17 protein-coding genes are annotated in these 20,566 nt (G+C 65.4%); 8 read left to right on the top strand and 9 right to left on the bottom strand.

Features of this window, described 5'->3' with window-relative positions:
- Positions 1-212: 212 nt before the first annotated feature.
- Complete coding sequence (gene hrpA / locus CHEID_RS05625; protein WP_181645886.1) at positions 213-4,466, top strand: ATP-dependent RNA helicase HrpA; 4,254 nt, start codon at positions 213-215, stop codon at positions 4,464-4,466.
- Positions 4,467-4,520: 54 nt separating this feature from the next.
- Here the strand turns inward: hrpA and nrdR are convergent, their stop codons facing one another.
- On the bottom strand, positions 4,521-5,066 hold the full coding sequence (gene nrdR, locus CHEID_RS05630) for a transcriptional regulator NrdR (RefSeq protein ID WP_112769150.1): 546 nt from the start codon (positions 5,064-5,066) through the stop codon (positions 4,521-4,523).
- 130 nt (positions 5,067-5,196) lie between these two features.
- Positions 5,197-5,799 (bottom strand): hypothetical protein, encoded by a 603-nt coding sequence (locus tag CHEID_RS05635; protein WP_146743833.1) that lies wholly within the window; start codon positions 5,797-5,799, stop codon positions 5,197-5,199.
- Positions 5,800-6,166: 367 nt separating this feature from the next.
- Here CHEID_RS05635 and lexA point away from each other — a divergent pair, with 367 nt between their 5' ends.
- Positions 6,167-7,024, top strand: a complete 858-nt coding sequence (gene lexA, locus CHEID_RS05640; protein WP_112769133.1) for a transcriptional repressor LexA — start codon at positions 6,167-6,169, stop codon at positions 7,022-7,024.
- Positions 7,025-7,063: 39 nt separating this feature from the next.
- Here lexA and hflX read toward each other — a convergent pair whose 3' ends face one another.
- Entirely contained in the window at positions 7,064-8,515 is a 1,452-nt protein-coding gene (gene hflX, locus CHEID_RS05645; RefSeq protein ID WP_112769132.1) for a GTPase HflX, read from the bottom strand.
- 74 nt (positions 8,516-8,589) lie between these two features.
- Between hflX and CHEID_RS05650 the strand changes: the two genes are divergently transcribed.
- The gene (locus tag CHEID_RS05650; protein ID WP_112769149.1) at positions 8,590-9,366 is read left to right on the top strand and encodes a hypothetical protein; all 777 of its coding nucleotides are present in this window, start codon (positions 8,590-8,592) and stop codon (positions 9,364-9,366) included.
- A gap of 64 nt (positions 9,367-9,430) precedes the next feature.
- Here CHEID_RS05650 and dapF read toward each other — a convergent pair whose 3' ends face one another.
- Positions 9,431-10,384 carry a diaminopimelate epimerase gene (gene dapF, locus CHEID_RS05655; RefSeq protein ID WP_112769131.1) on the bottom strand — a complete coding sequence of 318 codons (954 nt, stop codon included), beginning with the start codon at positions 10,382-10,384 and terminating at the stop codon, positions 9,431-9,433.
- A gap of 13 nt (positions 10,385-10,397) precedes the next feature.
- Positions 10,398-11,372, bottom strand: coding sequence for a tRNA (adenosine(37)-N6)-dimethylallyltransferase MiaA (gene miaA, locus CHEID_RS05660; protein WP_238599270.1), 975 nt, complete (start codon positions 11,370-11,372; stop codon positions 10,398-10,400).
- A 248-nt stretch (positions 11,373-11,620) separates the two neighbouring features.
- On the opposite strand from miaA, the gene CHEID_RS05665 reads away from it, so the two are divergent.
- Entirely contained in the window at positions 11,621-13,003 is a 1,383-nt protein-coding gene (locus tag CHEID_RS05665) for a DUF349 domain-containing protein (protein ID WP_273660967.1), read from the top strand.
- A gap of 32 nt (positions 13,004-13,035) precedes the next feature.
- On the opposite strand, the gene CHEID_RS05670 is transcribed toward CHEID_RS05665, so the two are convergent.
- Positions 13,036-13,755: an Rv2732c family membrane protein gene (locus CHEID_RS05670; RefSeq protein WP_238599305.1), complete on the bottom strand. Its 720-nt coding sequence runs from the start codon at positions 13,753-13,755 to the stop codon at positions 13,036-13,038.
- 11 nt (positions 13,756-13,766) lie between these two features.
- The gene (gene miaB, locus CHEID_RS05675) at positions 13,767-15,284 is read right to left on the bottom strand and encodes a tRNA (N6-isopentenyl adenosine(37)-C2)-methylthiotransferase MiaB (protein WP_112769411.1); all 1,518 of its coding nucleotides are present in this window, start codon (positions 15,282-15,284) and stop codon (positions 13,767-13,769) included.
- Between the two features lie 195 nt (positions 15,285-15,479).
- Between miaB and CHEID_RS05680 the strand changes: the two genes are divergently transcribed.
- The 4 genes from CHEID_RS05680 to CHEID_RS05695 are packed head-to-tail and all read left to right on the top strand — an operon-like array spanning position 15,480 to position 18,814.
- Positions 15,480-16,208, top strand: a complete 729-nt coding sequence (locus tag CHEID_RS05680) for an amino acid ABC transporter ATP-binding protein (RefSeq protein WP_112769390.1) — start codon at positions 15,480-15,482, stop codon at positions 16,206-16,208.
- Positions 16,209-16,246: 38 nt separating this feature from the next.
- On the top strand, positions 16,247-17,158 hold the full coding sequence (locus CHEID_RS05685; RefSeq protein WP_112769391.1) for a glutamate ABC transporter substrate-binding protein: 912 nt from the start codon (positions 16,247-16,249) through the stop codon (positions 17,156-17,158).
- Between the two features lie 18 nt (positions 17,159-17,176).
- On the top strand, positions 17,177-17,872 hold the full coding sequence (locus CHEID_RS05690; protein ID WP_112769392.1) for an amino acid ABC transporter permease: 696 nt from the start codon (positions 17,177-17,179) through the stop codon (positions 17,870-17,872).
- Complete coding sequence (locus tag CHEID_RS05695) at positions 17,873-18,814, top strand: amino acid ABC transporter permease (RefSeq protein WP_112769393.1); 942 nt, start codon at positions 17,873-17,875, stop codon at positions 18,812-18,814. It begins immediately after the preceding gene.
- Here CHEID_RS05695 and CHEID_RS05700 read toward each other — a convergent pair.
- Positions 18,759-19,439: a regulatory protein RecX gene (locus CHEID_RS05700; protein WP_112769394.1), complete on the bottom strand. Its 681-nt coding sequence runs from the start codon at positions 19,437-19,439 to the stop codon at positions 18,759-18,761. The two genes, CHEID_RS05695 and CHEID_RS05700, sit on opposite strands and share 56 nt — an antisense overlap.
- Positions 19,439-20,554, bottom strand: coding sequence for a recombinase RecA (recA, locus tag CHEID_RS05705; protein WP_112769395.1), 1,116 nt, complete (start codon positions 20,552-20,554; stop codon positions 19,439-19,441). Before recA ends, CHEID_RS05700 begins: the two co-directional genes overlap by 1 nt.
- Positions 20,555-20,566 lie beyond the last annotated feature (12 nt).

Genomic DNA, 20,566 nt, shown 5'->3' on the forward strand with positions numbered 1-20,566 from the left:
GCTAACTCCGCTGCTTCGATAGCACCGATGTAATGCGATCGTCATTTTTGCGTAAACCCGCAAACCCACCGCCATCCTGGGGAAGCGGCCGCAAATCGGGCAGGGCCGGGCGGGAAGGAAGACCGGGCAGCGCGCCGGGGACGCACCGGAGGCCCACCCGCTCCGCCATCTGCTGCGGAGGCGCTCATCCGGGGGTTGTTAAACTTCCACAGGTGAAGGACTCCGCCCACCACTCACCCCGCAGGAAAGGCCGTCGGCGGCGATCCCGGCACCGTGGACCCGATCGCTCCCCCGTCACCGTCGAGCGCGTTATTCCCGCTATTTCCTATCCGGAAGCTCTGCCCGTTTCCCAACGCCGCGACGAGATCATGGCGGCCATTCGCGATCATCAGGTGGTGATTGTCGCGGGCGAAACGGGGTCCGGGAAGACGACGCAGATACCCAAGATGTGCCTCGATCTCGGCCGGGGTCGGCGACAGGTTATCGGACACACCCAGCCGCGGCGCCTTGCAGCCCGCTCCGTTGCCGAACGAATCGCGGAGGAAATGGGCACGTCGGTGGGCGAGCCCGGCAGTTCGGTGGGCTATAAGATCCGGTTTGACGATACTATTAGTCAATCCACCGCCGTGAAACTCATGACCGATGGTGTTTTGCTCAATGAGATTCAGCGGGATAGGACGCTCAAAGCCTACGACACCATCATTATCGACGAGGCTCACGAACGCAGTCTCAATATCGATTTTCTCCTGGGCTACCTCAAGCAACTGCTGCCGCGCCGCCCGGACCTTAAGATCATCATCACCTCCGCCACCATCGACCCGGAGAGTTTCGCCCAGCACTTCAGCGATTCCCGGGGCAATCCGGCGCCCATCATCGAGGTCTCCGGCCGCACCTTTCCGGTGGAAATCCGGTATCGTCCGCTCACCACCGAAATCATTGAAGACGCCACGTCCACCGTGCGCACCGTCGAGCGCGATCCCCTGGAGGCCCTCACCTCCGCCTGCCGGGAACTCATGAGCGAGGGCGACGGGGACATCCTCTGTTTCTTCTCCGGCGAGCGGGAAATCAGGGATGCTGCAGAAGCGCTAGAAGGCGAGTTCAATGGTGGCGGGGGTCGCCCCGGGTCCAAGCGCGTGGACATCTTGCCCCTATTCGGGCGGCTCTCCAACCAGGAGCAGCACCGCGTCTTCCACCCGGGTGGGCGTCGGCGCATCGTGTTGGCGACTAACATCGCAGAGACTTCTCTCACCGTCCCCGGGATTCACTACGTGGTGGACACCGGTCTGGCGCGAATTTCTCGGTACTCCAGCCGAACGAAAGTCCAGCGCTTGCCCGTGGAGGAGATCTCTCAGGCCAGCGCAAAACAGCGATCGGGCCGGTGCGGCCGCATCGCCGACGGCATTGCTATTCGCCTGTACTCCCAGGAGGATTTCGAAGCCCGGCCGGAATTCACCGATCCGGAGATTCTGCGAACGCACCTCGCAAGCGTCATCCTCGCTATGGCTGCATTGGGTCTGGGAGATATCTACGATTTCCCGTTTGTCCTACCGCCCGACAAGCGTGCCGTGAAAGACGGCATCGCGCTGCTCGTGGAGCTAGGAGCCCTTGACGAGGACAAGGGTCACCGCAAGCGGAACGCCACCGGCGACGACGGCTCGGCAACCGGGTCGAGCGCGGCTGGGAATTCCGGTTACAGCTTGACTCCGGTGGGGCGTGACCTCGCCCGGATTCCCGCCGACCCGCGCCTGGCCCGCATGCTAGTGGCGGCCCACGCTGCGGGGGTAGTAGACATGCTGGCGGTGCTTGTGGCGGCTTTGTCCATCCAGGACATTCGGGAGCGCCCGCTAGAACACCAGGCCCGGGCGGACCAACTGCATGCGCGTTTTGCCAGCGATTCGGATTTCACGTCAATTATCCTACTGTGGAACTACATCCAAACCCGGCGCAAGGAGTTGAGCGGCAACCAGTTTCGGAAACTCTGCCGTGAGGAATTTCTGCACTACGTTCGAGCCCGGGAATGGATGGATCTGGTCCGCCAATTTCTCAGCATCGTGCAGGACCTCGGCTGGGAGATTTCTTACATCCCCCACGTGCGTGAGCTGGTTTTCGACCCCACCGCCCTCAACGAGGATGTACTGCACCAGTGCGTTCTCTCCGGAATGGTTAGCCATATCGGAATGCGTGAGGGTAACTCGCGTCAATTCCTGGGGACCCGAAACTCTCACTTCGTCATCCACCCCTCCTCGCAGTTGGCCAAGAAACCGCCACAGTGGATTATCGCCGCAGAGTTGGTGGAAACATCCCAGGTGTTCGCACGAACCGTCGGCCCCTGCAAGCCGGAGTGGGTGGAGCAGGTCGCAGGCCACATGACCAAAGCCACCTACTCGGAACCCTATTGGTCCGCGAAACGCTCGGCAGCCATGATCCACGAGAAAATCATGCTGCTGGGATTGCCCATCATCGCGGATCGGGTGGTCTCCCTAAGCAAGGTGGACCGGCCCCAGGCCCGGGAGATGTTCATCCGCCGGGCTTTGGTGGAGGGCGACTGGCGTACCCACCACCGCTTCTTCGCGCACAACCAGGAAGTTCTGGCCGAAGCCTCACAACTGGAGGACAAGGCCCGTCGGCGGAACATCGTGGTAGACGACGAAACCCTCTACAACTTCTACGATGCTCGCCTGCCGGAGTCCGTCGTCAGCGCCCGGCATTTCGATAGCTGGTGGAAAAAGGCCCGTCACGGGCATCCCCACCTGTTGGACTTCGACCTAGATGCCCTTATCGAATCCCCGGAAGCAGCCGCGGCAGCCGGTGAGTTCCCGGACACGTGGATCCAGGGCTCCCTGCGCTTTGACCTGTCCTACGTCTTCGAACCGGGCCGTCCGGATGATGGCATCACCATGCGCGTGCCGCTCCCCTTGCTGGCTACGGTGGACGAGGAACAGGCCCAATGGTTGGTCGCAGGAATGCGGGAGGAATTGTGCGTAGCTCTCATTCGTTCCCTCCCCAAGGCCCTGCGCAAATCGGTTGTGCCGGCCTCCAACTTCGCCGCAGCGGCGCTCGGCAGGATGAGCGCCTTCGACGGCCCCATCGACCGCGCTCTGGCAGACGCATTGAGGGCCTTAGGTGGAACCGGGATCGACGCGGAGGATTTCGACTGGTCAAAGGTCCCGCCTCATCTACGGGTGAACGTTGCGGCCATTGATCGCCACGGCAAGGTGGTGGCCGCGAGCCGAGATATCTCCCAACTCAAGGCGGACCTTTCGGGCCAGATCACTCAGGCCATCGCCAAGGCCAGTGCCCAGGGGCGAATGCGCGGAGCCGGGCACGGTGCTGCGGGGTCGGACGGACGGACCGGCGGCCAGGGGGCGCAGGACACACGCAACGGGCACGGTGCTGCGGCCAAGTCCGGCTCCTCTGGGGGCCGAGGCACGGGCTCCAAGGGGCGGCGGGGTGCCGCATCGTCCGCTGGCATGGGCGGTGACGAGCTGACGCGAGCCGCTAAGTGGACGGCGGAGGGTATTGGCGTCATTCCGGAACATATCGAGACCATCATTGACGGCCAGCCGGTCCAGGCCTACCCCGCCATCTTGGCGCAGGACGGCGCAATGATCGTCCGGGCATTTCCGACGAAACAGGCAGCGGCGGCGCAGCAGTTCAAGACGGTGCTGGATCTCATGGTCACTGCAGTACGGGTGCAGCCGCAGCAGATGATCAAGGGGTTACCCCTGCGCCAGCGCGTCGCGATGGGGACCTATGCCAGCCGCGTGGGCACCGATTCCGCCCCGAGCTCCGGGAGATCGAACGGCGGGTCGAAACGAACCGGGGCATCGAACAAGACCGGGGGCTGTAAGCGGAATGGTGGGGCGCAGCAGACCGGGGTGGCCCAGGGAGTAGAGGGGCTTGTCGCCGACTGCGTGGCTGTGGCCTGTCGGGACATCCTCACCTCGATTGGCCCCGTGTTGCGCGATCCGGATGAGGCGGACCGTGCGATCGAGCAGGCCAGGCAGAAGGTGCCGGGGATGGTCCGGCAGATGGTGGTTGCTGTGGCGCCCGCCATTCTCGCCGTGGAGGACCTCCGCGCGGAGTTGCGGGAATGGTCTGGGCCGATCATCAAGGACATTCAGCAGCAGCTCGGGTTTTATCTGCCTCAACACGCGGTGGCGAGGCATGGCGTGGGGCACCTGAAGCATGTGCCGCGGTATGTTGCGGCCGTCAAGCAGCGGTTGGAGGACCTCGAAGCGCAGCCTGACCGCGATGAGGACCTGGAGGAACAGGTGCGCCAGGCTTTCGAGTACTACCGGGCGACTGTCGATCGGCTACCGTCTGCGCGGGCTCATTCGCCCCAGCTCAAGGAGGTGCGGTGGATGATTGAGGAGCTGCGTGTGAGCCTGTTCGCCCAGAACCTTGGCACGACCCGTTCGGTATCCGTGGCGCGGATCCGGAAGGCATTGGAGAAGATCCGCTAGGCGCATGGCCAGCCCTTGTGGAACCGCCCGGACCCGTTTCCCGAACCGCCCATGTCAGTCGGCTCGCTGGGGTAATTCCACTAGGCTTCCCCCTCCCGCACGTCCCTCCGGTGGCTCTGTTCGCGGCGGGTCGTGCATCTCGGTCGCGGCCAGCACCGTGTGGGCCCGCAGGGTCGCGATCTCCTCCTCGAAGTCTTCTGCTGAGGTAAAGGACTTGTACACGCTGGCGAATCGCAGGTAGGCGACTTCGTCCAGGCGGCGGAGAGGGTCTAATATGGCCAGCCCAATGTCGTGGGCGGGTACCTGCGATCCGTGGGTGGCTCGGATGCTCTGCTCGACTTCGTGGGCCAGTCGTTTGAGGGCATCCTCGGAAACTTCTCGGCCTTGGCAGGCTCGCGACACGCCCCGGATGACTTTGTCCCGGCTGAATTCCTCCGAGACTCCGTTGCGCTTGGTGACCAGAAGAACGGAGCGTTCCAGGGTGGTGAAACGCGTCCGGCATTGCGTGCACTCACGTCGGCGGCGGATAGCGACACCGCCGTCGACGGTGCGGGAGTCCACAACGCGAGACTGTTCGGAGCGGCAGGAAGGGCACAGCACGCCGCCTAGCTTAGCCACCCAGCCCCCGCTCGCCCCATGACCTTGTCCCCTTTTTCACCTTGTTCCCTTTTCACGCACGGCGGGTTGCCAGTCAGGGGAAGAAGGCACCTGGTAGGCGGAAGGTATCTGGTCACAGGAAGACGAGTGGGCTCATTCCCGCGGTGAGGATGATGGACCCCACGGATAGGGTCAGACCACCCGGGGACTCGGCTACCCGGCGAGCGGTCCGGAGAAATTGTCCCCACCGCCGAACGGGCGTGCCTCCGTGGGCCCGCGCGGCACCGTCCCGAGCCGTACGGTCGGCCCGGGCACGCTGCACATTCGAACAGCCGCTTGTGGATACCTGGCTCCGCCCCCGGGTTCGCGGTCCGCGGGATAGGGCCAGACCGCCTCCTGCGGTGTTCGAACCGGCGAGTTCACCGCGATCCGCCCAATCCGGCTTTCGAGTCCGGGGTGTGCGACCCGGAGCGGCGGCGGTTTCCGTACGTGTGCCCCGGGCGCTCTGACCGTCAACTACAGACTCGACGACCCCTAGGGAGATGAGCTTCTGGACGTGATGGCCGCGGTGCACCTTCGCCGGGGACAAAGCCGGGCGCACCGCCGCGGGGCGGACGCGCGCAGTGCCCCGGTTCCCCGCCTCCAGACAGCGAGAGGTGAGCACAACAGGCTGTTTAGCGCCGACTGCGGGGCGACGATCAGCATGACGGATATCTGGGAAGCTGAGAATAGTCACGGCGCGGAAGTATCCTTTCGCGGTTGGAGATGGCTAACTGGGGACGAGGAGCTATCCCCGGGAACCACCGGCGGCTGAGGAGATATTCCTCCCCTGGCACTACCTGGCGGCCACGGGTTCCACTAGTAGAGCGCACGGGCGGGACATTCCCTGTGTAGAGAACATCGAACAGAGCGTTTTATCGTACACCCGTTCGAACTTGTCCATGCCTGGAAAGTTAGCACGCGTGTTCGAGCCTGTCCATACAAACCCCGAAACTTTTCGAACGTATGTGTCACGAATCGTCCAGCTCATCGTGTAGCGTGATAACAGCCAGGCGCCGGAGGCGTCACACCATCGCTGTTGCGGGGACGAGAAGGAGAAAACGATGGCACCACGGGAAAGCTCCACACCAGGGGACGGCACGGTAGAGCCGCTGCGTGGGCGGCGTAGCTCGAAGGGGAAGAGCAGCACGGCCAAGACCAGCGCGAAAGGCTCCGACAAGGGGGCCGAGAAGGCCACCCCCAGGCCTGCAGGCAAATCCAGTTCCCGCTCCCCCAAGCGGGCCCCGCTGACCGACCGGCAGCGCCGCATCCTGGAGGTCATCCAGGATTCCCGCGCGCTTCGGGGTTATCCCCCGAGCATCCGCGAGATCGCCAACGCCGTGGGCCTGCAATCCACGTCCTCCGTCTCGCATCACCTCAACTCCCTCGAGAAGGCGGGTTACCTGCGCCGCGAGGACAAGAAGCCCCGGGCCGTGGACGTGCGTTCTTTCGACGGCAGTGAGTACGACGTCACTTCCCGGAAGAAGCCGGGACGTCAACCCCGCCCGGCTCCGGCAGCCGAAGAGGACTCCGCGGCCCTCCTACCCCCAGCAACCTACGTCCCGGTGGTCGGGCAAATCGCCGCGGGCAATCCAATCCTCGCCGAGCAGAACGTGGAAGCCCACTTTCCCCTGCCCACGGAATTGGTGGGCCAGGGCGAGCTCTTCTTGCTCCAGGTGGTCGGCGAATCGATGCAGGACGCCGGTATTTTCAACGGGGACTGGGTCGTCGTGCGATCGCAATCTGTCGCAGAACAAGGGGACTTCGTCGCAGCAATGATCGACGGAGATGCCACCGTTAAGGAGTTCCATCGCAACGCCGAGGGCGTGTGGCTGCTCCCCCACAATGATCTTTTCGAGCCCATCCCCGGGGACGAAGCCCAAATCTTGGGCAAGGTTGCGGCCGTTCTGCGCAAGATCTAGCCCCGCCCCCCGGCCCGGCGCAGAAGCTCGCCCTGCGATCTAGGCCCCCAGGCCCTCCGCGCGAAAATCCGCCAGCTCAGCGGCAACCACTGCGGGCAGGCGCACGTCCACAACCGTTCCCGTAGCCCCGTACTCTTCGTGAGTTACCGTCCCCACCTCGTGGAGACGCGAGATAAGGTCGCCCCGGGTGAAGGGGATCAACAACCGAACGTGTTGGTCCAGCGAATTGAGGAACAGCTCCAGCCGGGCCTCCAATTCCGCGATGCCCTCCCCCGTGCGCGCGGAGACAAAGACAACGTCATCCAAGCGATGCCGCAACTCGGCCAGAACAATCGGGTCCGCCGCATCCACCTTGTTCACCACGAGGATCTCCGGCGGGGCCGGGCGCCCGGTCTCCGCGACAATGTCCCCGATAACGGAGTTCACGGCCGCGATCTGCTCCAGCGGGAAGGGATCCGACCCATCCACAACGTGGAGGACCACATCGGCTGCCAGCACCTCCTCCAACGTGGAGCGGAAAGATTCCACAAGCTGCGTGGGGAGGTGGCGGACAAACCCAACCGTGTCGGTGAACACCACGGCCCGGCCATCGCGCAACTTGGCCCGCCGGGTGGTCGGGTCCAGGGTCGCGAACAGGGCATCCTCCACCAACACCCCCGCCCCGGTCAACGCGTTGATCAGCGAAGACTTCCCCGCGTTCGTGTACCCCGCGATAGCTACCTGAGCGAGCGCCGCACTATCCCGGCGCTCCCGCTGCACATCCCGGGACGTCTTCATCCCCGAGATCTCCTTGCGCAACCGGGCCATGTCCGCCCGCAGGCGTCGGCGGTCAGCCTCGATCTTCGTCTCACCCGGTCCGCGCAGCCCCACGCCGCCGTTGGATCCGGCCCGCCCACCGGCTTGACGGGACAAGGCACCGCCCCATCCACGCACCCGCGTAATGAGGTACTCCATCTGGGCCAGCGCCACCTGGGCCTTGCCCTCCTTCGACTTGGCGTGCTGGGCGAAGATATCGAGGATGAGCATGGTGCGGTCGATCACCTTGACGTCCAGGGCCTTCTCCAGCGCGATCATCTGCCCCGGACTCAGTTCGCCGTCGCAGATCACCGTATCCGCGCCCGTTTCCCGCACGACGGCCCGCAGCTCCTCCACCTTCCCCCGGCCGATATAGGTTCCCGAGTCGGGCTTGTCCCGTCGCTGGTACAACACATCCACGACCTCCGAACCGGCGGTATCCGCCAGGGCTCGAAGCTCCTCGAGGCTGGCCTCGATCTGGGCCAGGCTGCCCTGGGTCCACACCCCCACCAGCACCACCCGCTCCAGGCGGAGCTTGCGGTACTCAACGTCGTAGCCTTCCGCCTGCTCGTCGGTGTAGTCGCTGACCCCCCGGGAGAGGCGGCGCAAGCTGGTGCGGGCCTCGAGGTCCAGCTCGCCTACTGTCGGGTCCTCTTCGGACCATCCCGGCTCACCGGGCCATTCTTGCTGTGTCATTGTGTTCTTTTCTACACCGGTGCGACCGGAACCGGCGTAACCGGTGGGGGTTTGGCAGGGCTAGCATGGCTGTCATGATTGCGGAGCTCAACAGCATCGGACTGAACTTCCCCCGGTGGCAGGATGCCCTGGAGGCCGCGTATGCCTCCGGCCGCCTGGGGGTGCTGGGGGAGGTTGGCGACGGCCAACTCCTGTGCTACGACGATGCCAGCGGCAGCCGCCTCGTCATCCTCGCCGCCGAACCCTACGGTTGCTTCGCCAGCTTCCGCACGGGAGCCCCCACCACCGGCCACATCTCCATGGTCACGGACATCATCGGCGTGGTGGACATCGTCGCGGACACCACCGAGCTGCACACCAGCGGCCAATCGGCCCCTGTCCTCGGTACGGTCACGGCCACGGTAGATCAGGGGCCACTATTTTCGGACGTCGGTACCCTCAACTACCAACCGATAGCTCTTTCCGCCATCGCCACGGATGTCCGGCTTCACGCCGACGGCGCCGGGTCCCAGGAGCCCTCCGTGGTGTCCACGGGGTACCGGGATCTATCCGCCGGAAGCACGGCCCCGCACGCCGGGGCTCAGATCCGGGTGCCCCTCGCCTCCGTGCGGCCCGGGCGAAACGAGCTCACGGGGCAGAGCTTCACGATCGCGGAGGTGCAACAGCCCTTTCCCTTCACCCTGCTCCTCCCCCACGACATCGCGGACCCGGCAGAGCTGGGCACCACCGTAGTCGAGGGCGCCGTCGTTGAGGGCACCGTGCAATTCGCCGTCTCCCTCTCCGCGCCCGCGACCTGCGGCGGCGCCGGGGGGTGTGGATCGGGTAGCTGCGGGTGCGACGGCTGCTCCTAACCGGCGGCCACCAGAGCGCTTTAGCCAGCTCGGCTTCACCCCCGTGCGCTGTCGTTTCTGGGCGCTAGGTCACGGAGTTGGCGTCCAAAAGAGGAAAAGAACCCCGGAAGACAATCTGAGATGGGCCGGTGAGCGTGGAACCATCCTCGGTCACGCTCACCTGGACTTCTCCGCCGGGCACGGAGACAGCGACATTCCCCACCCGGCGCCCCCGGTGGGCAAGCGCTGCCACAGCCGCGGCGACGGTGCCCGTCCCGCAAGACTCGGTCTCCCCAACCCCGCGCTCATGCACCCGCATATGCGCCCGGCCGCCGGCCAGCGGGGTCAGCAACTCCAGGTTCAGGCCCTCCGGGAAGACCTCCGGATCCCCCTCCACGGGCAACGGCACGGGCAGTTGCGCCAGGGAATGGGCGTCGTGATCCTCCAGGACTACAGCCAGGTGCGGGTTACCCATATCCACGCCGAGTCCCCGCAACTGCTGGCCATTCCACCGGGCCGTGGCGGGCCCGAGGAGGTGCGGAGCCCCCATGTCCACGCTGACTACCGCGTCCCGGGCGTCGGCACGGTGGAGGACCACCCGCTTGGCCCCGGCGCGGGTGCCCACGGAGAAGGGCTCTACCCCCTCGGCAGCGGGAATGAGCCCCTCCGCAACGAGGACGTGGGCGAACACCCGCACCCCATTGCCGCACATTTGGGCTACGGAACCGTCGGCGTTGCGATAATCCATGAACCACGTCGCCTTCCCACATCCGGTGGGTCGCTGCGGGATCACGCCCGCGCGCTCCAAGGCCCCTGCCCGGGCTACCCGGATGAGGCCATCGGCCCCCACCCCGGCGCGCCGATCGCACATGGCCCGCACCAACTGCGGGGGGCATTCCAGCTCGGCCTCGGGATCCACCAGAACCACGAAATCGTTGCGGGTGCCGTGGGCCTTGATGAAGGGCAGGGCCGGGCGCTTCGACGTGGGCGGGCCGCTCTGTGTGCCGACGGCTGGGGAGATGTCGCGGGAATCGTTCATCAGGTGCCCCACTTTATACCCCGCTCGCCTGCGCCTCCGCGGCCAACTGCACCACCGCAGCCACGGCCGCTGGGTCCCCAGCCTCTACCCACCGGATGCGCGGATCGCGCCGAAACCAGCTACGCTGGCGCCGCGCATAGCGCCGGGTGCCGACCACCGTGGACTCCTGAGCTTCGTCGACAGTCATCGTTCCGGCGATGGCCGCCAGGGCCTGGGAATAGCCGATGGCCCGGCCAGCGGTGCTTTGCTCCACCAGCCCCCGCTCGACGAGGCCCCGAGTTTCCGTAAGCAGGCCCGAGTCGAACATGCGCTGCACGCGCGCCTCCAGGCGGGGGGATAGCCAGGTGGCGGGGGCCTGCAGGCCGATAATCCGGGCGTTCCACCGCGGCGGGCGATTCCTGTCCGGCTGGGTGGCGCTGAAGGGTTTACCGGTCAGTTCGATGACCTCCAGGGCGCGGACGATTCGGCGGGGATCCCGGCGTTCAATGACGGCAGCGGCCTGGGGATCCACCGCGGCCAGGTGATCGTGTAGGGTCTCCACCCCAACGCGGTCCTGCTCGACCATCCAGCGTTGCCGGACCTCCGGATCCGTGGGCGGGAATTGCCAGTCGTCGATCAGGCCCTGGATGTACATCATGGACCCGCCCACGATGACGGGGATGGTCCCGTCCCTGCGTAGGGCGTCCACGACCTGACCGGCTTGTTTCCGGTAGCGGGCCACGCTCGCCGTCTCGGTGACATCCAGGACATCCAACAGGTGGTGGGGAATGCACCTGCGCTGGGCGGGGGGAAGCTTCGCTGTGCCGATATCCATGCCCCGGTACATCTGCATGGAATCCGCGTTGACCACCTCCCCGCCGAGTTGTTCCGCCACGGCCAGGGCGGCCTCCGACTTCCCCGAACCCGTGGGGCCCACGATGACGATGGGGGTGGGCAGCGGCGCCGCGTCGGGTGGCGGCGGGCCGGTGTGGGTGTCGGTCGGGGTCACAAGGCTCTACGGTAGCGGCGCTCTCGGCGACCGAACGGTACGGGTGCGGATGTGGGGGCGGGAACACCGCCCGCGCCTGTCCACACCTGCCCGCACCCCTGCTTGCCCCGGAACTCAAGGGGTAACGTGTGTCATAATTCACTTTTGCACCTTCTACCCTTGATCGTTACCGCTCAAACCCCTCCCATATGTCCCCGGATCGTGTCCGTCCCGTGCGCCCACCGCGTGCTCATCGCTAAGGAGTAACCATGACGCAGCATCCCGCGACTCCTGATTCCCCTGCCCCCGGCTCCGCCCCGTCTGGCCCCTCGCCGAAGCCGACTCCCAAGCCCCATCCCCTCCCCGGCCCCGCGACCACTCCCGGGTCCCCTGCTGCCGCAACGCCTACGCCCGCCCCGGTGCCCACCCCAGCGCAGTCCGATGCCGCCACCTTCGGCCGGGTGGACGAGGATGGCACCGTGTGGGTCCGCACCGCCAATGGGGAGCGCCAGGTCGGCCAGTGGCAGGCGGGCAGCCCGAAGGAGGGCCTCGCCCACTATGCGAGCCGCTACCAGGACCTAGCCACGGAGGTAGCGCTGCTGCAGGCCCGCTTGAAATCGCACCCGGAGGAGGCCCAGCGCATTGGGTCGGACGCCACCGCCCTACGCGCCGGCCTGGACACCGCAGCTGTCGTGGGCGATCTCGTGGCCCTCGACCGGCAGCTAGCCGCCATCGAGCAGGCCAGCGTGGACACTAAAGAGCAGTTGGAGCAACGGCGCCAGCAGGAGCGGGAGCAATCCCTGGCCCGCAAGGAACAGTTGGCCACGGAAGCAGAAACCATCGCCGCGGAGTCCACCAACTGGAAGGCCTCCGGCGACCGGCTACGCGAGATGTTCGAGGAATGGCGCACGATCCGGGGCGTGGACAAATCCACCGACGATGCCCTGTGGGAGCGTTTCTCCACCGCCCGCGAGAGCTTCCACCGCCGCCGTGGTGCCCACTTCGCGGAGTTGGACCGTAACCGCTCCAGCGTCAAGCGCGCGAAGGAGGAGATTATCGCCCGTGCGGAGGAGCTGCAGGATTCCACGGACTGGGTGGAGACGTCCAAGGCATTCCGGGGGCTCATGGACGAGTGGAAAGCCGCGGGTCGCGCCGGTCGCGCCGCCGATGACAAGCTGTGGGACCGTTTCCGGGCAGCCCAGGACGTTTTCTTCGGAGCCCGCAAGGCCGCCGAGGCCAAAAAGGACGAGCAGTACCAGCACAATGCCGAGGCCAAGCAGGCATTGTTGAATGAATATTCCCCGCTCATTTCGGACGCCACCTCCCTAGCGTCCGCGAAAGCGGCCCTCCGGGAGCTGCAAGATAAGTGGGAGGAAGTGGGCTACGTCCCCCGCCGGGACATCTCCCGCTTCGAGAAGGACATCCGCACCTTGGAGGACAAGGTCGCCGCCCTGGAGGATAGAGAATGGCGGCGAACCGACCCCGAGCTCCAGGCCCGGGTGGCCCAGTTCCAGGGCCGCGCGGATCGATTGGCCGCCGAGGCGGAGGCCGCCGCCGCGAACGGCAAGACCGCCAAGGCCGAGCAGTTGCGCCAGCAGGCCGAGCAGTGGCAGGAGTGGGCGCGGACTGCGGCCTCGGCTACGGAGAGCTAAGCTCCCCGGCCCCTCCCCCGGCCCCGGGGAAGTTAACCCTCCTGCTTGCGCTGCCGCCTCGCCCGAGCGCGGGCGCGGCGGTCATCGACGATCTCCTCGGCGGGCCGGGGGGCAATGCCCGTGCGCAGGACCTGCTGGCGGGCCTGCGCTTCGGCGTTGTTGCTCGCCTCCTCCCGCCTCGCAGCGGCCAGCGCCCGCTGCAGGTGATTCTTGGTGAACAGCAGCCACGTCAACCCGCCGAAGACCAACGTCATCCCCACGCATCCGACGATCAGCCCGAAGCTGGGCCCCACCCCGGTGTCCGTCACCGGCCGGGATTGACGCATCCAAATAGCCAGGATGCTGTACCACCAGCCGATCCCGCCGACTGCCCAGTTCACCCAAGCCACCAGCCAGGACTTGGACACGATTGTGCCGACCGTGAGCAGCAGGCCCCCAATGAGCGCGAGGGTGGCGTAGGCGTATTCGGGGTAGGTGGTGTGGGCCGCACCCGCCTTGGCGGAGTGAAAGAGGACGTCGTAACCCATGACCGCTCCCGCATGGGGCAGGAAGAAGTACAGCAGAACTGCCATAGTCCCCGTTGTCATCAGCGGTAGCTGATAGCGGTAGTCCACTACTTTCGCAGCCTCCCGCTCGGCGGCGCGCAGGTCCTTGCGGTATGGCGCGAGGCGGTCCGGCTTCGCGGCCGGGGAGGTCCCCGCCGTTGCCGGGGTCCCCCGGCCCTCGGAGCTCTTGCCTGCTGAGTTCGTCACGTCCCTCGCCTCTACCTTCCGATCTGCTCAACCGCGTCATCGCGGCGGATAGTTGGTAACCCTAGTCCCACCCCCACCGGGGCGGTTGTGGGCACCCGCCCGGCCTCGGACATATCCCCCGCCCGGGTGCGCACGTGATCGCGCACGCCCGTATCCGAGATGAGGAAGTGCGGGGCGGCGGAGGTGATCTCCACGGTCACCTCGTCCCCCGGGCGCACCGAGCCGTCGTGGGCGAAGTGGACTAGCCGCCCGTCCCTGCAGCGCCCACTCATCCGGTGGGTCCGGTCGTTCTTGCGGCCCCCGCCCTCTAGCACCAGCAGCTCTTGGGTCGTGCCCACGAGGGCCCGGTTCTCCTCTTCGCTGATGCGCTCCTGGAGACGCAGCAACCGGTCGTAGCGGTGCTGCACAACGTCCTTCGGCACCTGCTGGTCCATCGTGGCCGCCGGCGTGCCCGGGCGCGGGGAGTATTGGAAGGTGAAGGCACTGGCGAAGCGGGCCTGTTCCACGACATTCAAGGTGTCCTGGAAGTCCTCCTCCGTCTCCCCGGGGAAGCCGACAATGATGTCCGTCGTGATCGCGGCGTGCGGCAGTCGCTCCCGGACCCGGTCGAGGATTCCGAGGAACTTCCGGGAGCGGTAGGACCGCCGCATCTGCTTGAGCACCCGGTCCGAGCCGGACTGCAGCGGCATGTGGAGCTGCGGGCACACCACGGGAGTCTCCGCCATGGCCTCGATCACGTCCTCCGTGAACTCCGCCGGGTGCGGGCTGGTGAACCGCAGGCGCCGCAGGCCCTCAATCTCGCCGCAGGCTCGCAGCAGCTTCGCGAAGGCCCCACGATCGCGCGGGAGGGTGGCGTCCGAAAAATTAACACCGTAGGCATTGACGTTCTGCCCCAGCAGAGTGACCTCGGTGACCCCCTGCTCCACCAGTGCCCTGACCTCCGCCAGGATGTCGCCCGGCCGCCGATCCTGCTCTTTGCCGCGCAGGGAGGGCACGATGCAGAACGTGCACGTGTTATTGCACCCCACGGAGATGGAGACCCACCCCGCGTAGGCCGATTCGCGCTTGGCGGGCAGGACGGAGGGGAACTGCTCCAGGGCATCCACGATCTCCACCTCGGCGCGCTCGTTGTGCTCCGCGCGCTGCAACAAGGTGGGCAGGGAACCCAGGTTGTGCGTCCCGAAGACCACGTCCACCCACGGGGCCCGATCAACAATCCGCTGGCCATCCTTCTGGGCCATACACCCGCCCACGGCGATCTGCATGCCCGGGTGGGCGTCCTTGACCGCCTTTACCTGTCCCAGAGTTCCGTAGAGCCGGTTGTCCGCATTCTCGCGCACAGCACAGGTGTTGTACACCAGCACGTCCGGGACGGAGCCGTGCGGGGCCGCGACATACCCGGAGCTTTCCAGAAGCCCAGAGAGGCGCTCGGAATCGTGAACGTTCATCTGACACCCAAAGGTCCGCACTTCGTAGGTACGCGCCGACGCGGAATCGGCCTCCCACGAAGTCTGAAAATCATCGCCAATTGTCGCTGCTGGGGGTCTTATCACGGGGAACGATCCTACCGCCGTCCCGGGGGGAAGAGCGAAAAAGATCGGCCGCTGCGGCGCCCCGGATGCATTAAAGTTCTATAAATGACTGAGAGCACCCTCGGCAGCCCAGAACCGCGACCCCAGGCGAGCCCTCCGCCACGCCCCGATGGCACAGCCCACAGCACCCCCATGATCTCGCTCAAGGGGGTGGACAAACACTACGGCGACTACCACGCCCTCCGGAACATCAACCTCGACGTGCCCGCCGGGCAGGTGGTCGTGCTTCTCGGCCCCTCCGGCTCCGGCAAATCCACCCTGTGCCGCACCATCAACCGCCTCGAGACCATCGATAGCGGCGAGATCCGCATCAACGGCGAACTCCTACCGGAGGAAGGCAAAGACCTCGCCCGGTTGCGCTCCGAAGTGGGAATGGTCTTCCAGTCCTTCAATTTGTTCAGCCACATGACCATCCTGGAGAACGTCACGCTCGCGCCCCGCAAGGTGCGCAAACTCTCCGCGGCGGACGCCAAGGAAAAGGCCATGAGCCTGCTGGAGCGCGTCGGTATCGCCGAGCACGCGCAGAAGTACCCGGCGCAATTGTCCGGCGGTCAGCAGCAGCGCGTCGCGATCGCCCGGGCCCTGGCCATGGACCCCGCGGTCATGCTCTTCGATGAGCCGACGTCCGCCCTGGATCCGGAGATGATCAATGAGGTTCTGGACGTCATGGCCGACCTCGCCTCCGGGGGCATGACGATGGTGTGCGTGACCCACGAGATGGGGTTTGCCCGCAAGGTTGCCAACCGCATCTTGTTCATGGCGGAGGGCAGCATTGTGGAGGACGCCAAACCGGCGGATTTCTTCCAGAACCCGCAGACGGATCGAGCCAAGGACTTCCTGGGCAAGATCCTGGGCCACTAAAGCCCCGGTAGCCGAGGCAGAGAGGGGTAATAGGGAACATGACTTATTCCACGCACCACCGCAGCGCGCAGCGGCCCGCAGCCGGGCTGCTGCGCCGGGTGGGAGCCGCCCTCCTGGCGGCCTGCACGGTTATGGGGCTCGCCGCCTGCAGCGGCGGGGAGCCTCGTGACCTGCTCAGCAGTATCCGAGACGGACACGTGATCCTGGGCACTAAGTTCGACCAACCGGGGTTGGGCGTGCGCACGCCCGACCGGGACTTCGCCGGGGTGGACACCGACGTCTCCCGGTTTGTGGTGAACTACTTGGCCCACAAGCACGGCTGGGCAGAGCCCAAGGTCACTTGGCGGGAAACGCCCACCGCTCAGCGGGAGACACTGATCGACAACGGGGAGGTGGACATGATTGCGGCGACCTACTCTGTTAACGCCGGGCGGTTGCGCGCCGTGGACTTCGCCGGCCCCTACCTACTGACCCACCAGGGCCTGCTCGTGCGCAACGGCGGGAAGATCAACGGGTTGGAGGACATGGACAGCTCTACCTTGTTGTGCTCCGTCACCGGTTCCACGCCCGCCCAGAAGGTGAAGAAGGCACTACCGCAGGTGCAACTCCAGGAGTTCGATACCTACTCCGCCTGCGTGGAAGCCCTGGCCAACGGCAAGGTGGATGCCCTGACCACGGACGCCACGATTCTCGCCGGTTTTGCCCAGCAGCATCCCGGCCAGATGCGGGTCGTGGAGCTGAAGAAACCCGACGGCAAGTACTGGACCAACGAGAACTACGGAATCGGGATGGCCAAGGGCCACCCACAGGCCGTTGCGGCGGTCAACGAAGCTCTCAACGCTATGCACGACACCGGGGAGTACACCCGCATCTTCCACCGCAACCTCGGCGAGAACGTGGATCCGGGGAAGAAACCGGCCATCGGCGATCTGTCATTTGTGAAGACTTAGGAAAGGAGGAACAGTGCCATGAATTCCGATGTGTGGTCCCAGTTAGGGCCAGCGCTGTTGCCGGCGTTCTGGATGACGATCAAGCTCACCGTGCTCTCGGCGATCTTCTCCATGATCCTCGGCACCATCCTCGTAGCCATGCGGGTCTCCCCGGTGCGGATTCTGCGCGTGCTGTCCACCTTCTACATCAATACGGTGCGCAATACGCCGCTGACGCTCATCGTGCTGTTCGCCATGCTGGGCCTATGGGTCAACCTGAGCATCACCCTGGCGAACAACGGCCCCAACAATGCGCACTTCGCTACCTCCAATGCCTTTCGGCTGGCGGTGCTGGCCTTTACGGTGTACACCAGCGCCTTCGTGGCGGAGTCCCTGCGGTCCGGCATCAACACGGTCCCCTTCGGGCAGGCGGAAGCGGCCCGATCACTCGGGTTCACCTTCACGCAAAATTTCAGCTACATCATCTTCCCGCAAGCGCTGCGGGGTTCCATCGTGCCGCTGGGCAATACGTTGATAGCCCTGACCAAGAACACGACTATTGCCTCGGTCATCGGCGTGGCCGAGGCATCCCTACTGATGAAATCCACCATTGAGAAAAACGCCGATCAGGTGCTGTGGATCTTCGGCATCATTGCCCTGGGGTTTGTCATTCTCACCCTCCCCACGGGCCTTCTCTTTGGCTCCCTGAGCCGACGATTGGCGGTGAAGCGGTAGATGTCGAACACGCGCGCAACAGTTCTTTACGATGCCCCTGGTCCGAAGGGGCGGCGGCTTAACAGCATTCTGACCGTGGCTACGATCGTCGTTCTGGCTGCGTTCCTGGTGTGGGTGTTGCGCACCCTCGGGTCCACGGGCCAGTTAGAGGCGGCGAAGTGGAGCCCTTTCACTACCGCCTCGACATGGACCACCTACATCCTGCCGGGACTGTGGGGCACCCTGAAGGCGGCGGTCGTGTCCATCCTGGCGGCGCTCGTGCTCGGTGGTTTGCTGGGCGTGGGAAGGCTTTCCCACAACCGGTTCATTAGCGCTATCTGTGCGGTGGTGGTGGAGTTCTTCCGGGCGATTCCGGTGCTGCTGCTAATGATCTTCGCCTACCAGGTCTTCGCGATCTACGGGCTTGTACCGACGAGTCAACTGGCCTTTGCCGCGGTGGTCTTCGGCTTGACCTTGTACAACGGCTCGGTGATCGCCGAGGTCCTGCGCTCGGGGGTGCAGTCGCTGCCGAAGGGCCAGGAGGAAGCGGCGATGGCCCTGGGGCTGTCCCGGGCCCAGACGATGACGCGCATCCTGCTTCCCCAAGCGATCGCGGCGATGTTGCCGGCCATCATCTCCCAGATGGTGATCGCGCTGAAGGATTCGGCCCTGGGTTACACCATCGGGTACGTGGAAGTTGTGCGTTCCGGCCTGCAGTCAGCTTCCTGGTACCAAAACTACTTCGTGGCGATGATCGTGGTGGCCGTCATCATGATCCTCATCAACTACACGCTGTCCCGGGTGGCCGAGCGGGTGGAGCGTCAGCTCCGGGCGGGCCGGGCTCGGCGGAATATCGCCGCCAAGGTACCCCAACAGCAGGATCAGGGTTTGGATACGAAGGACAACGTCAACGTCGATTGGCACGATCCGGCGCACCGGGATCTTCGGAGCACGGCGGAGTAGACCGCAACTCGGCAATACGGCCCTCCAGGGCGGCCTTTCCGGCTGCGATGCTTTCGGCGGAGGAAAACCCACGCCGCGCTGCGACTCCAACGATCCGCCGCAACGCTGCCTGGTATGCGGCGCGATTGTGCGGAATGGTTCTGAGCTGACCGGCCTTCTTCTCCACGAGGGCCCGCAGGATGTCCCGATCCTGCTGGGCGTCTAGCTGTGCCAGGGCGCGGTCGATGATGCTCGCGTCCACCCCCTTGTCCTGCAGCTCGCGGCGCAGCAGGTGGGAGGATTTGCCCAGGTGTTTGTGCCGCTGGTGGACCCATTGCTCGGCGAAGTCCTCGTCGTTAAGCATCCCGTTGTCCAGGCAACGCTGGACGACTTCCTCGATCTCAGCTGCCTCGAACCCATCTGCCGCCATCCGTTCGCGCAGCTCGTGCTCCGAGCGGGCGCGGTGGTTGATGAGGCGCTGAGCTTTGGCGATCGCCGGGGCTAGTTCGCGCTCCCGCTGCTTGTCCACCAACTGCCCCGTGATGGGGCCACCCCCGGCCTCCCACTGGGCCAGGTGCTTGCGCAGTTGCTCGACTTTGGCCGCCCGGCTGGGCTTAGCCCTGGGGCTGGCCGGGTCGGTGGGCACTAATCTTCGTCCTCGTCATCGAAGTTGGGCACCACATCGATGGGCTCATCCTCGGGAGACACGGCATCGTCCGCGCTGCCCTTCCTCACGGCGTAGGGCCCCACCCCAAGCTGCCGCATGATCCGATCCTCCAGCTCGCTGGCGAGATCCGGGTTGGACTTGAGGAACTCGCGGGCCTTCTCCTTGCCCTGGCCGAGCTGCTCGCCCTCGTAGGTGAACCAGGCGCCGGACTTCTTGATGATCCCGTGTTCCACACCGAGGTCGATGATGGAGCCCTCGCGGCTGATCCCCTCCCCGTAGAGGATGTCGAACTCGGCGATCTTGAATGGCGGGGAAACCTTGTTCTTGACCACCTTTAGGCGGGTCCGGTTGCCCACCACGTCCTGGCCGTCCTTGAGCGCCTGGATCCGGCGGATATCGCAGCGCACGGACGCGTAGAACTTCAAAGCCTTACCACCGGTGGTGGTTTCGGGCGAGCCGAACATCACGCCGATCTTCTCGCGGAGCTGGTTGATGAAAATGGCGGTTGTCCCGGTCTGGTACAGCGCACCGGTCATCTTACGCAGCGCCTGGCTCATGAGCCGGGCTTGCAGGCCGACGTGGGAATCTCCCATATCCCCGTCGATTTCCGCTTTGGGTGTCAACGCGGCCACCGAGTCGATGACGACGATATCGATGGCTCCGGAGCGGATGAGCATGTCGGCGATCTCCAGGGCCTGCTCACCGGTATCCGGCTGGGACACGAGCAATGCATCGGTATCCACCCCCAGCTTGGCGGCGTAATCCGGGTCCAGGGCGTGCTCAGCGTCGATGAAGGCGGCGATACCCCCGGCCCTTTGCGCCTCGGCAATGGCGTGAAGGGCGACGGTCGTCTTACCCGAGGATTCTGGCCCGTAGACCTCTACAACGCGACCCCGGGGGAAACCCCCGATACCTAGGGCCACGTTGATGGCGATATTGCCCGTGGGGATAGCGCTAATCGGGGGGCGGTTATCGTCCCCCAGGCGCATGATGGCGCCCTTGCCAAAGTCCTTCTCGATCTGGGCCATCGCCAGGTCCAGCGCCTTGGAGCGGTCAGCCCCGGTGGCTACGGCCGTCTTCTTCTTCGGTGCCATAGTGTTTTCGTC

This window comes from Corynebacterium heidelbergense (assembly GCF_028609845.1).
In the GTDB taxonomy this organism is placed as follows: domain Bacteria; phylum Actinomycetota; class Actinomycetes; order Mycobacteriales; family Mycobacteriaceae; genus Corynebacterium; species Corynebacterium heidelbergense.

Coding starts and splice junctions, on each gene's coding strand:
- CHEID_RS05690 (WP_112769392.1), top strand. CDS start 17,177: ATGAATTCCGATGTGTGGTCCCAGTTAGGGCCAGCGCTGTTGCCGGCG.
- hflX (WP_112769132.1), bottom strand. CDS start 8,515: ATGACACAGCAAGAATGGCCCGGTGAGCCGGGATGGTCCGAAGAGGAC.
- CHEID_RS05695 (WP_112769393.1), top strand. CDS start 17,873: ATGTCGAACACGCGCGCAACAGTTCTTTACGATGCCCCTGGTCCGAAG.
- lexA (WP_112769133.1), top strand. CDS start 6,167: ATGGCACCACGGGAAAGCTCCACACCAGGGGACGGCACGGTAGAGCCG.
- dapF (WP_112769131.1), bottom strand. CDS start 10,384: ATGAACGATTCCCGCGACATCTCCCCAGCCGTCGGCACACAGAGCGGC.
- CHEID_RS05685 (WP_112769391.1), top strand. CDS start 16,247: ATGACTTATTCCACGCACCACCGCAGCGCGCAGCGGCCCGCAGCCGGG.
- CHEID_RS05650 (WP_112769149.1), top strand. CDS start 8,590: ATGATTGCGGAGCTCAACAGCATCGGACTGAACTTCCCCCGGTGGCAG.
- CHEID_RS05665 (WP_273660967.1), top strand. CDS start 11,621: ATGACGCAGCATCCCGCGACTCCTGATTCCCCTGCCCCCGGCTCCGCC.
- CHEID_RS05680 (WP_112769390.1), top strand. CDS start 15,480: ATGATCTCGCTCAAGGGGGTGGACAAACACTACGGCGACTACCACGCC.
- recA (WP_112769395.1), bottom strand. CDS start 20,554: ATGGCACCGAAGAAGAAGACGGCCGTAGCCACCGGGGCTGACCGCTCC.